At 73.7% G+C, this 11,814-nt stretch carries 10 protein-coding genes and 1 pseudogene; 6 read left to right on the top strand and 5 right to left on the bottom strand.

The window, feature by feature from the left end; genetic code table 11:
* Positions 1-55 precede the first annotated feature (55 nt).
* Positions 56-493 carry a DUF3054 domain-containing protein gene (locus HNR70_RS03145; RefSeq protein ID WP_184324377.1) on the top strand — a complete coding sequence of 146 codons (438 nt, stop codon included), beginning with the start codon at positions 56-58 and terminating at the stop codon, positions 491-493.
* Between the two features lie 21 nt (positions 494-514).
* Here the strand turns inward: HNR70_RS03145 and HNR70_RS03140 are convergent.
* Both HNR70_RS03140 and hisD read right to left on the bottom strand, forming a co-directional pair.
* A pseudogene (locus HNR70_RS03140) lies at positions 515-1,834 on the bottom strand (glycoside hydrolase family 3 N-terminal domain-containing protein); the annotation flags it as partial.
* A gap of 53 nt (positions 1,835-1,887) precedes the next feature.
* Positions 1,888-3,225: a histidinol dehydrogenase gene (gene hisD / locus HNR70_RS03135; RefSeq protein WP_184324376.1), complete on the bottom strand. Its 1,338-nt coding sequence runs from the start codon at positions 3,223-3,225 to the stop codon at positions 1,888-1,890.
* Between the two features lie 139 nt (positions 3,226-3,364).
* Here hisD and zupT point away from each other — a divergent pair, with 139 nt between their 5' ends.
* From zupT to HNR70_RS03110, 5 genes are all read left to right on the top strand, one after another.
* A complete protein-coding gene (gene zupT / locus HNR70_RS03130; RefSeq protein WP_184324375.1) occupies positions 3,365-4,204 on the top strand; it encodes a zinc transporter ZupT in 840 nt (279 codons plus the stop codon).
* 40 nt (positions 4,205-4,244) lie between these two features.
* Positions 4,245-5,483 (top strand): hypothetical protein, encoded by a 1,239-nt coding sequence (locus HNR70_RS03125; protein WP_184324374.1) that lies wholly within the window; start codon positions 4,245-4,247, stop codon positions 5,481-5,483.
* A gap of 155 nt (positions 5,484-5,638) precedes the next feature.
* Complete coding sequence (locus HNR70_RS03120) at positions 5,639-7,879, top strand: NADP-dependent isocitrate dehydrogenase (RefSeq protein WP_184324373.1); 2,241 nt, start codon at positions 5,639-5,641, stop codon at positions 7,877-7,879.
* Positions 7,880-8,094: 215 nt separating this feature from the next.
* Positions 8,095-8,904 (top strand): hypothetical protein, encoded by an 810-nt coding sequence (locus tag HNR70_RS03115; RefSeq protein ID WP_184324372.1) that lies wholly within the window; start codon positions 8,095-8,097, stop codon positions 8,902-8,904.
* A gap of 47 nt (positions 8,905-8,951) precedes the next feature.
* The gene (locus tag HNR70_RS03110) at positions 8,952-9,740 is read left to right on the top strand and encodes an alpha/beta fold hydrolase (RefSeq protein WP_184324371.1); all 789 of its coding nucleotides are present in this window, start codon (positions 8,952-8,954) and stop codon (positions 9,738-9,740) included.
* A gap of 39 nt (positions 9,741-9,779) precedes the next feature.
* Here the strand turns inward: HNR70_RS03110 and HNR70_RS03105 are convergent, their stop codons facing one another.
* The 3 genes from HNR70_RS03105 to tpx form a co-directional block, all read right to left on the bottom strand.
* On the bottom strand, positions 9,780-10,652 hold the full coding sequence (locus HNR70_RS03105; protein WP_184324370.1) for a sulfite exporter TauE/SafE family protein: 873 nt from the start codon (positions 10,650-10,652) through the stop codon (positions 9,780-9,782).
* A gap of 119 nt (positions 10,653-10,771) precedes the next feature.
* Positions 10,772-11,155, bottom strand: coding sequence for a DUF488 domain-containing protein (locus tag HNR70_RS03100; RefSeq protein WP_184324369.1), 384 nt, complete (start codon positions 11,153-11,155; stop codon positions 10,772-10,774).
* 106 nt (positions 11,156-11,261) lie between these two features.
* The gene (tpx, locus tag HNR70_RS03095) at positions 11,262-11,759 is read right to left on the bottom strand and encodes a thiol peroxidase (RefSeq protein ID WP_184324368.1); all 498 of its coding nucleotides are present in this window, start codon (positions 11,757-11,759) and stop codon (positions 11,262-11,264) included.
* Between the last annotated feature and the right edge of the window lie 55 nt (positions 11,760-11,814).

Below are 11,814 nucleotides of genomic sequence, written 5' to 3'. Positions count from 1 at the left end.
ACAGCTGACGGCCCGCTCCCGGGGCGGTCGGAGGGAGCGTGGGTAGATTGGAGGGATGTTCCGCTCCCTGGGTGCCCTCGTCGGCGACCTCCTGGTCGTCCTGCTCTTCGTCACGATCGGCTTCGTGCAGCACGGCACGCCGCTGACCTGGCAGAACATCGTTCTGGTCGGTTGGCACTTCGCCGTCGGCGTGCTGCTGGGGCACCTGGCGATCCGTGCCTGGAACGCGCCCTTCCGGATCTGGCCGCACGGCGTGTTCGTGTGGGCGATCACGCTGGCGGCGGGGATGGCGCTGCGCACCCTGTTCTCCGCCGGCACGGAGGTGTCCTTCGTGATCGTCACCGCCGTGGTGCTCGCGGTCGGGATGCTCGGCTGGCGCGCTGTCGCGTCCTTCCTCACCCGCGGCGAGCGGGCCGCGAAGGCCGCGTCGGCCGCGGATCCGGCGACGCAGGAGCCGGTCGCGGCCCCGGGCGAGGAGTCCTCCTCCCGCTGAACCGCGACCGGCTCGCCGCCGTCAGGACGCCCGCACCGGAAGGTCGAGGCTGTGCCCCGCGGGGTACAGCGGGTCCTCCGTGCCCGGCACGTCCGGGTGGGAGCGTCGCACCTCCTCCATGGAACGGGGCAGGTCGATCGGCAGTCGACCGCGCGGCGGCAGCACCCCGGTGATCGCGTCGGCCCAGGCCGCGCCGGAGACCCCGAAGGTGCCCGTGAGCGCGTCGCAGACCGGGGCGATGTCCGTGAGCACTGCCGCACGGTCCAGGTCCACGTCGAGGACGAGCGGGCACTGGCGGCGGATCCTCGCGAGCCGGTGGGCGAGGCCGGGCGGGAACTCCAGGTCACCCTGGTGGAACCAGGCCTCGAGGAAGAGATCGTCGCGGGGCTGGAAGGGCGCACCGAGGCGCAGCAGGGCGACATCGGCGTCGGCCGGGTGCTCGACCCGGGTGCCGAGCCCGTCCACGACCTCATCGGGCAGGCCTTCGGCGTAGATCCGCAGCCCGCGCGTCCCGTCGGCCGACGCCCCGTCCCCCTCGCCATCGCGCGACCGCTTCGGCGCGAGCGGGAGCACCCCGCCGTCGTCGTCGAGGATCACGACGCTCGCGGCCTGCGCCTCGTGCCCGCGCCGACGAGCCTCGGCGGTGCCCACCCTGGCGGTGGCCGCGGACTCGTCGACGAAGGGGTCGTCGAACAGGCCCAGGCGGAACTTGACCTGCAGCAGGCGCCGGGCGGAGTCCGTGACCCGCTCCTCCGGGACGATGCCCTCGGCCACCAGCTCGAGCAGCAGCTCGGTGCACTCCTCGCCGCCGAACTGGTCGGCGCCGGCGTCCAGGATCCGTGCCATGCGCTCACCGGGGGTGAGGTCCTCGACGCCCCAGGCGCGGGCGGGCAGGACCTGGTCCCCCACGTGGTTGTCGTTGACCAGCTCCCAGTCGCTGACGATGACGCCGTCGAAGCCGAGCTCGCCGCGCAGCAGGCCGGTGAGGATCTGACGGTTGAAGCCGAAGCCGACCGCCTCGATCTCCTCGCCGTCGCGGGTGAGGCCGACGGGCCTGCCGTAGTAGGGCATGATCGCGTCCGCGCCACCCTCGATGGCCACCCGGAAGGGCAGGAGGTGGTCCTCGAACCGCCCTCCCGGGTAGATCTGGTCCCGCCCGTAGGGGAAGTGGGCGTCCTCGCCGTCCTTCTGCGGGCCGGCGCCGGGGAACTGCTTGACCGTGGACTGCACGGCGGGCTCGCCCTCACCTCCCTTGAGACCCTCGAGCGCGGCGCCGACGAGGCGGGCGGTCAGCTGCGGGTCCTGTGAGAAGCACTCGCGCTGGCGCGCCCAGCGCGGCTCCGCCCCAGGGGGCGACGCCTCGGGGAGCAGCGGGGGCGGCGCCCCCGAGGGTCTCAGCCCGCGAAGCGCACGTCGATCGCCTCGCCGTGCGCGGGCAGACCCTCGGCGATCGCGAGCGTGGTCGCGGCCTCGCGCGCACCGGCGAGCGCGGCGCGGTCGTACTCGACCACGTGGATGCCGCGCAGGAAGGTCTGCACCCCGAGCCCGCCGGAGAAGCGCGCGGTGCCGCCGGTGGGCAGCACGTGGTTGGAGCCGGCGGCATAGTCGCCGAGGCTGACAGGGCTGTAGGAGCCCACGAACACGGCGCCGGCGTCGGTGACGCGGGCGGCGACCGCGGCGGCGTCGGCCGTCTGGATCTCGAGGTGCTCGGCGCCGTAGGCGTTCACGGCCGCGAGGCCCTGCTCGAGGTCCGCGACCAGCACCACGCCGCTCTGGGGTCCGCGCAGCGCCTCGGTGACCCGCTCGTGGTGGAGGGTGGCGGGGACCTGGCGGGCGAGCTCGGCCTCGACCGCGTCGACCAGCGAGGGCGACGGGGTGACCAGCACGCTCGCGGCCAGCGGGTCGTGCTCGGCCTGGGAGATGAGGTCGGCGGCGACGAAGGCGGGGTCCGCCGTGTCGTCGGCGAGGATCGCGATCTCGGTGGGCCCGGCCTCGGAGTCGATGCCGACCTTCCCGCGCACCAGGCGCTTGGCGGCGGCGACGTAGACGTTGCCAGGGCCGGTGATGAGGTCGACGCCGGGCAGCGCGGTGCCGTCGCCGAGGTCCTCGGCGCCGTGGGCGAGCAGCGCGATCGCCTGGGCGCCGCCGGCGGCGATCACCTCGGTGACGCCGAGCAGGGCGCAGGCGGCGAGCACGGTGGGGTGCGGGAGGCCGCCGAACTCCTTCTGCGGCGGGGAGGCGAGCACGATCTGCTCCACCCCCGCGACCTGGGCGGGCACCACGTTCATCACGACGGAGCTGGGGAGCACGGCGCGGCCGCCCGGGACGTACAGGCCCACACGGCGCACGGGCACCCAGCGCTGGGTGACGGTGCCCCCGGGCACGACCTCGACCCGCTCCTCGGAGCGGACCTGGGCGGTGTCGACGGCGCGGACGCGGGCGGCGGACTCCTCGAGCGCGGCGCGGATCGCGGGATCCAGCTCGGCGAGGGCCTTCTCGAGCGCCTCGGCGGGGACGCGCAGCTGCTCCGGGCGCACGCCGTCGAAGCGCTCGGAGGCGTCGAGCACGGCCTCGGCGCCGCGGGCGGCGACGTCCTCGACCACGGGGCGCACGGCCTCGGCGGCGGAGGCGACGTCGAGTTCCGCGCGCGGCAGCGCGGCGACGAGCTCGGCGGCGCTGAGGGTGCGCTCACGCAGGTCGGTGACGGTGAGGAAGGGTTCGCGCTCGGACATGCGCCCAGTCTAGGAGCGGGCGCGGGGGCGGGGCCGAGGTGCCCACGGCGGGCGGCCTGGCTCCCCGCCCGACGTCCGGCCCCGTCCGGCCCGCCCTCCGCCCTGCCCTGCGAGCTGTCCGAGGGGCTAGGGTTCCCCCGTGCTCGTCGCCTTCCTCCTCACCCTGCTCGCCGGCGGTGCCACCAGCATCGGCGCGGCGCTCGGCGTGCTCGGTCGCGGCACGAGCCCGAAAGCGCTCGCCGGTGGCCTCGGCCTCTCCGCCGGGGTGATGCTCTACGTCTCCTTCGTGGAGCTGATGCCCGCCGGGGCGGCCGTGCTCTCCGGGGGCGGGGCGACCGGCCCGGTGTCCGGGCGCGGCATGGCGATAGCGACCGGTGCGTTCTTCGCCGGCATCGCGCTGATCGCCGTGCTGGACCGGCTGGTGCCGGAGCCCGTCAGCCCCCACGAGTTCCACGGCCGCATGGAGGGCAGCCACGGCCACGCCGCGCTGCGCACCCTTGAGGAGCAGGCCTCGGACCGTGCCTTGCGCGCGCGGCTGCTGCGCACCGGGACGGTCACCGCCCTGGTGCTCGCCCTGCACAACGTGCCCGAGGGCTTCGCGACCTTCGTCGCCGCGCTGCAGACCCCCGAGGTCGCGATCCCGGTGGTCGCCGCGATCGCCCTGCACAACATCCCCGAGGGCCTCGCGGTCGCGGTGCCGGTGCGGCGGGCGACCGGGTCCCGGTCCAAGGCGTTCTGGCTGGCGACGATGACGGGGCTCGCGGAGCCCGTAGGCGCGGTGATCGGGTACCTGCTGCTCGCCCCGCTGATGTCGGGTGGGGCGATGGGCGCGATCCTCGCCGGGGTTGCCGGGGTGATGGTGTTCGTGTCCCTGGACGAGCTGCTGCCGGCGGCCGAGGAGACCGGCGAGCACCACACGGTCATCTACTCCCTGATCGCCGGCATGGCCGTGATGGCCGTGACCCTGCTCGTGCTGTGACCCTCCTCGTCCTGTGCCCCCTGCTCGTACGATGACGCCCGTGCCCTCCCGCCGCCCGGCCCCCGCGACAGCACCCCTCCGCCGCACGGCCGCTACGCTCGCCGCGGCCGCGCTCGCCCTCTCCCTCGCCGCCTGCGACGCGTTCCCCGGGGCCCGGCAGGACAACGACGAGCAGGCGACCCCGTCGGCCGCCGCCCCCACCCTCGATCCCGCGGCGATCGCCGCCGCGGAGCAAGTGAGCGTCGATCCGGGATGGCTGTGCCGGCCCGGCGAGGGCGAGGACCCCGTGCCCTCGCGCGAGGGCGGGACGATGACCCCGCGCACGGTGAGCGCCGCGGGGAACGAGGTGACGATCTCGGGCGACTTCGCCCTCGAGGACGGCGCCGCCTACGGCGGCTTCGCCCCGGAGGCGCTCGTGCTACCGGCCGATCCGACCGCGCGCGGTCTCCCGGCCGACGGGGCCGACGTCGAGCCCGGCACCCCGGACTCCCCCGTGCCCCCGATGGTGGTGCGCGCCCGGGTGGAGGTGCCCGCGGGCGCCGAGGACGGGAACGAGGATGCGACCGACGGCGGCGCCACCGACGAGGGGCCCGCGCGGGCCCCGTCGGCCGTGACCGCGCGCCTCACGCTCGGCACCTGCGACGACGCCCCGCTCCCCGACGGGCAGTACCTCCTGCGCCTGAGCGGTGGGGGCATGGAGGGGTCGGGGCGGCAGGCCGAGCGCAGCGGCTGGACGGCGAGCGAGGACGTGATGGTCGACGTCGTGGAGGGACGGCTGCGGGCCGTGCCCGGTGCGGTCTCCTCGACGGATGGGGAGATCCCCGCGGACCTCTCGAGCCTCGCCTGCGGGACGGAGCTCGCGCCGGTCGGCGACGGCGACGGGCTCGCGGTCCGCGCCGAGGACCCGACCACCACGATCCCCGCCGAGATCCCGCGCGACTCGGTGGGCGACGGGGCTCGGGCGCGGGTGACGGTGACCTCGACCGACCACGGCACCCGGGCGCTGCTCGCGGGCATCGTGGTGACCGATCCCGCGACGGGCACGATCACGGCCGGGGCCCGCAATGCCCAGGCCATCCCCCTGCAGTGGCTGGACGCGGAGGGCGCGACCACCGGCGAGACCGCGTGGACCACCCACGGCGCCTGCCACGGCGCCCTCTCCCCCGGCACCTACCGCGCGCAAGCCTTTGCCGCGACGGTCGATGCCGAGGGTGCGACGCACCTGGTGCTCTCGGAGCCCTGGGACGTGCAGGTCGTCCCCGGCGACGGCGCCGACTGAGGAGACGGGTCGAATCGACCGGACCGCACCTGCGGGAGTGATCCTCCTCGCGTACCGTGGAGCCGTCCGGATCGACCCGGCGGATGACCGCCCGCCGTCGATTAGTCTTGACGTCAAGACAAATGCCGCACCGACCCGAGGGAGCCCCGCGACACATGGCGCGCATCATCTACACCCACACCGACGAGGCGCCGATGCTGGCGACGGCGTCGTTCCTGCCCATCCTCGACGCCTTCTCCAGCACCGCCGGGATCGACGTCACCACCCGTGACATCTCCCTGGCCGGCCGCATCGTCGCGGCCTTCTCGGATCTGCTGCCCGAGGACCAGCGGGAGGCCGACGCCCTCGCCGAGCTGGGCGAGCTGGCGAAGACCCCCGAGGCCAACATCATCAAGCTCCCCAACATCTCCGCCTCGGTGCCGCAGCTGAAGGCCGCGATCGCCGAGCTGCAGGGCCAGGGCATCTCCCTGCCGGACTACCCCGAGTCCCCGGAGACCGACGAGGAGAAGGACGTCCGCGCCCGCTACGACTCGGTCAAGGGCTCCGCCGTGAACCCCGTGCTGCGCGAGGGCAACTCCGACCGCCGCGCCCCCGAGGCCGTGAAGAACTTCGCCAAGGCCCACCCGCACCGTATGGGTGAGTGGAGCAAGGACTCGAAGACCTCCGTCGCCACGATGGGCACGGACGACTTCCGCGACAACGAGCAGTCCGTGGTCGCCGAGGCCGACACCACCTTCTCGATCGTGCACGTCGCCGCCGACGGCACCGAGACCGTGCTCAAGGAGTCCCTGCCGGTGCTGGCCGGGGAGATCGTCGACTCCACCGTGATGCGGGTCGCCGCGCTGGACGAGTTCCTGCGCGCGCAGATCGCCGCCGCGAAGGAGCAGGGCGTGCTGTTCTCCCTGCACCTCAAGGCCACGATGATGAAGGTCTCCGACCCGATCCTGTTCGGCCACGCCGTGCGCGCCTTCTTCCCGACCCTGTTCACCCAGTACGGCGACGTGCTCGCCGAGGCGGGGCTGTCCCCCAACAATGGCCTCGGCGGCATCCTCGCCGGCGTCGAGGAGCTCGAGGAGTCCGTGCGCGACGGCGTGCGCGCCGCGATCGACCAGGACCTCGAGAACGGCCCCGACCTGGCGATGGTGAACTCCGCCAAGGGCATCACCAACCTCCACGTCCCCTCGGACGTGATCGTGGATGCGTCCATGCCGGCGATGATCCGCACCTCCGGCCACATGTGGAACAAGGACGACGCCGAGCAGGACACCCTCGCCGTCATCCCCGACTCCTCCTACGCCGGGGTCTACCAGGCCACCGTCGAGGACTGCCAGGCGAACGGTGCCTTCGACCCCACCACCATGGGCACCGTCCCGAACGTGGGCCTGATGGCGCAGAAGGCCGAGGAGTACGGCTCCCACGACAAGACCTTCGAGATCGCCTCCGACGGCCGGGTCGAGGTGCGCGACGCCTCCGGCACCGCCGTGATGAGCCACGAGGTCGCCGCGGGCGACATCTTCCGCGCCTGCCAGGCCAAGGACGCCCCCATCCGCGACTGGGTGCAGCTGGCCGTGCGCCGCTCCCGCATCTCCGGCATGCCGGCGGTGTTCTGGCTGGACGAGTCCCGCGCCCACGACCGCAACCTCATCGCGAAGGTCGAGCAATACCTGGCGGACCCGATCGATGGGAAGAGCACGGAGGACCTCGACATCCGGATCCTCTCCCCGATCGAGGCGACGAAGCACACCCTCGCCCGCGTGCGCGCCGGCGAGGACACCATCTCCGTCACCGGCAACGTGCTGCGTGACTACCTCACCGACCTGTTCCCGATCATGGAGCTGGGCACCAGCGCCAAGATGCTCTCGGTGGTGCCGCTGATGAACGGCGGCGGCCTGTTCGAGACCGGCGCCGGCGGCTCCGCCCCCAAGCACGTCCAGCAGCTCATCGAGGAGAACTACCTGCGCTGGGACTCCCTCGGCGAGTTCCTGGCGCTGGCCGAGTCGCTGCGCCACCTGGCCCGCACCGCGGACAACGCCCGCGCCGCCGTGCTCGCCGCGGCCCTGGACCGCGCCACCGAGACCCTGCTCAACGAGGGGAAGTCCCCGCAGCGCAAGCTCGGCACGATCGACAACCGCGGCAGCCACTTCTACCTCGCGATGTACTGGGCGCAGGAGCTCGCCGCGCAGAGCGAGGACGGGGAGCTGGCCACCGCCTTCGGCCCCATCGCGAAGGAGCTCACGGACGGCGAGCAGACCATCGCCGAGGAGCTGCTCGCCGTGCAGGGCAAGCCGGCCGACATCGGCGGCTACTACCGCCCCGATGCGGCCAAGGCCGCCGAGGTGATGCGCCCCTCGGCGACCTTCAACCGCATCCTCGAGGAGATCTCCGCGGCGCTGTGAGCGCTGTGCGTCCGCACGGAGGACCCGTGCCCGGTGCTGCCGGGCGCGGGTCCTCCGTCGGTCCGCTGGTGCCCGCGGTAGCGCTGGCGGTCCTGCTGCTGTCGGCGATCGCTGTCAGAGACGCTCTCCACGTATTGTTCGGCCCGCTCGACTACATCGTGTGCGAGAGGGAGCCCTGCCCGCAGCCGGTGCGGCAGACCGGTCGGGGCCGGCAGATGCTCGTACTCGGACTGCTCCCTGTCCTGCCGGGGCTCATCGCGCTGCTCACCGCTCGCCGCCTCGCCGTCCCGGCGACGCTGCTCACCGCGGTAGCGGTACTGCTGGCCGCGCTCCCGGTCGGGAACGGCCTCGCTGCCCAGCTCAGGGGGATCGCATACGTCCGCGCCCGCAACGACCTGCCCGAGCTGGAGCCCCTGCTGCGCCAGCCCTACGCCGGGGCCGTCCTGGGGCTGGTGCTGCTGCTCGCACTGGTGATCACACTGCTCAGCGGCATGCTGAGTCGGCACGTGGGAAGCGGGCGAGGAATGCCGGCATCGATGCCGGACCGGCTGCGAGGGGACGACGTCCCCCGGATCGCGGCGATGGCCCTGATGCTCCTCGTGATAGCCCTGGCGGGCTCGGGAATGGTGCAGCGCACGATGCAGGCCACCGCCTACCTCGGGACGGGATGGACATACACCGTGTCCTACGATCCCCAGCGTGACGTCCCGGCGTGGCTGTTCGAGGTCGGCGGCGCCCTGCAGGACCTGTGCATGGTGCTACTCACGGCGCTGCTCCTGGGGTTGCTCCTGCTCGCCCGGGGCGTCGGCCGTCGCCCCCTCCTGGCCGTCGCCGCCCTCGGAGAGGTCACGGTGCTCGCTCTCACGATCCTCATCGCCCCGCGACTGCTGGCACCGCTGGGCTGGAAGACGCCGGACGACTTCATCCCCTCGGAGGGCTCCCTGGTCCTGCTCGCGCTGCTGCTCACGATCCCCCTGACGCTCCTGGCGCTCGTGTGGCCCCGGCGCACCGCACGCCTCCGCTGACTCCCCATCCCGCGCACCATCCCGCGCCCCCTCCCGGAAGGACCGCCGTGCCCGTCATCCCCTCCCCCGTCGACGGCATCGAACTGCGCTACGACGTCGCGGGCGACGGCCCGCCGCTCGTGCTGCTGCACGGCTCGGTGCTCTCCCGCGCGATCTGGCGGGGGCTCGGCTACCTCGCCCCGCTCGCCGAGCAGCACACCGTCATCCGGGTGGACCTGCGCGGCCACGGCTCCTCCGAGAAGCCCCACGACCCGGCCGCCTACACCCAGGCGGTGTTCGTCGCGGACCTGCTCGCGGTGCTCGAGGCCGAGGGGATCGGCCGCACGGCCGTGATGGGCTACTCGCTCGGGGCGCGGATCGCGCTGACCGCCGCTCTCGAGCTGCCCGGCCGGATCACGCGCCTGGTGAGCCTCGGCGGCTCCGCCTCCCCGCAGCAGAGACAGATCGACTCGGTGTTCTTCCCCGGCGTGATCGACACGGTCGCGAGCGAGGGGATGGAGGCCTTCTGCGCCGGGCAGGGCCTCGGCCCCGAGGTCACGGAGCGGCGCGCCCGCGCGACCCGCACGGCCTTCCTCTCCGCGGACCACCAGGCGGTCGCCGCCCTGCTCGCCGCGACCGACGCGACCCCGGGCGTGCCCGACGAGGTGCTCGAGGCGTGCACCGTCCCGGCGCTGTGGATGGCCGGGACGGAGGACCATCCGCGGTTCGAGGACTCCCGCCGCGCGGCCGGGCTCATGCCCGACGCCGAGTTCGTGCCCCTGCCGGGCCGGGATCACGGCGCGACGCTGTACCCGCCGGACGAGATCCTCGCCGAGGTGCTGCCCTTCCTCGCGTGAGCGGGTGCGGGCCCGGACGCCTCGGCGGAACCGGTGTGCTCAGACGAACTGCCGCACCAGCGCCACCACGGCGACCAGCACGATGATGCCGCGCAGCAGCCACTCCGGCATGCGCTTGGCCAGGTGCGCGCCGAAGTAGCCGCCCAGCAGCGCGCCGACCGCGATCGCGGCGCTCGCGATCCACAGGATCTCCACGCCCAGCACGAAGTGCGCGATGACGTACACCGTCGCGGCGGCGGCGTTGACGATCAGGCTCGCGAGGTTCTTGACGTGGTTGACGGCGCCCATGGGCTTGCCGGTCGCGACGCCGAGGATGCCGAGGTAGAGGATCCCCTGCGCGGCGGTGAAGTAGCCGCCGTAGATCGAGGCGCCGCCCATCGCGGCCAGCAGGCCCGGTGCGCGGTAGGGGCTGCGCGGGACGGCGCCGGCGGCGGGGCTCGCGTAGCTCGCGACATCGCTCGCGGGGTCGGCCGACGGGGTCTCGTCGGCCGACGGGGTCTCCCCCGCCGCCGCCTCGCGTCGCTCCCGGCGGGCGGTGATCGCGCGGACGAAGGGCTTCTGGAAGATCACCATCGCCAGCGCCACCACGATGAGGATCGGGACGACGATGTCCAGCGCGGAGGAGGGCGAGACGAGCAGCAGCAGCGCACCGACGCTCGCCATGACGGCGGTGATGACGATCAGGGGCCGCAGCGCCCTCCCCTCGGCGGCGATCTCCTTGCGGTAGCCGGTCACCGAGCCGATGGTGGAGAACAGGATGCCGAGCGTGTTGGTGCGCACGGCGGTGCCCGGCGGGATGCCGAGCGCGAGCAGCACCGGCAGCGTCAGCAGCGAGCCGGAGCCGACCGCCGCGTTGATGGCGCCGGCGAGGGTGCCCATCACGAGCAGGACGACGAGGGAGAGGGGATCCACGAGCGATGACCCTACCGCCGGGGCGCGGAGCGAACCGGGTCGTCCGGCGGGCGGGAGGGGTCCTGGATCCCCTGCGGGGACCGTGCGTGGGCCCCAGTCACGGCCGGGGCGGGCCGGGGTCAGGCGCCGGCGAGCTCCGCGAGCACGTCCCGCAGCACCTGGGCGTGATTTTGGGCGGTGTCCTTCGCGGCGTAGAGCAGCACGATCCGCTCGGCGCCCGCCTCGGCGGCGCGGTCCAGGAGCGCCTGGGCGGCGTCGCCGTCCTCGAGCTCGCGCCGGTAGCGGGCGGAGAACTCCTCGAAGTCCAGCTCGCCACCGTGGAAGGCCTTCCGCAGCTCCGTGCTGGGGGCGACATCCTTGTCCCACTCGTCGTGGGCGAGGCGCTCCTTCTTCACCCCGCGGGGCCACAAGCGGTCCACGAGGACGCGGATCTCCCCGTCGGCCGGGCCGTCGTCGTCCACGACGTCGTGGACGCGCGCGAGGGTGAGGGTCGGGGCGATCATCGCCGGTCCTTCCGGGGCAGGGCGGGTATGCCGGGGCGGGGATGCACAGGACCCGGCACGCGCCGTGGGGCGCGGACCGGGTCCTGGTGGTGCGGGGCGCGGTCCGTCAGGAGAGCGCGGCGACCGCCGCGTCGTAGTCGGGCTCCTGGGAGACCTCGGAGACCTGCTCGGTGTACAGCACGGTGCCGTCGGCGTCGGCGACCACGACGGCGCGGGAGAGCAGACCCTGGAGCGGGCCGTCGGCCATGGTCACGCCGAGGTCCTCACCGAAGGAGGAGCGGAAGGCGGAGCCGGTGACGACGTTCTCCAGGCCCTCGGCGCCGCAGAAGCGGGCCTGGGCGAAGGGGAGGTCCTTCGAGGCGCAGACCACGACGGTGTTCTCCAGGCTCGAGGCGAGCTCGTTGAACTTCCGCACGGACATCGCGCAGGTGCCGGTGTCCACGGACGGGAAGATGTTCAGCACCACGCGCTTGCCGGCGAGGTCGGCGCTGGAGACGGGGGCCATGTCCTGGCCCACGAGCTCGAAGGCCGGGAGGGTCGAGCCCTTCGCGGGCAGCTCGCCCACAGTGGTCACGGGAGTGTTGTTGACGGTGATGGAAGCCATGGCCCCCATCATGGTGCGGCCACCTGAACGGCACAAGCCGGACCCTGGGAGCCCC

This window comes from Brachybacterium aquaticum (assembly GCF_014204755.1).
In the GTDB taxonomy this organism is placed as follows: Bacteria; Actinomycetota; Actinomycetes; order Actinomycetales; family Dermabacteraceae; genus Brachybacterium; species Brachybacterium aquaticum.
The sequence above is the reverse complement of the archived record's forward strand: the minus strand, read 5'-3'. Positions and strand labels throughout refer to the sequence as shown.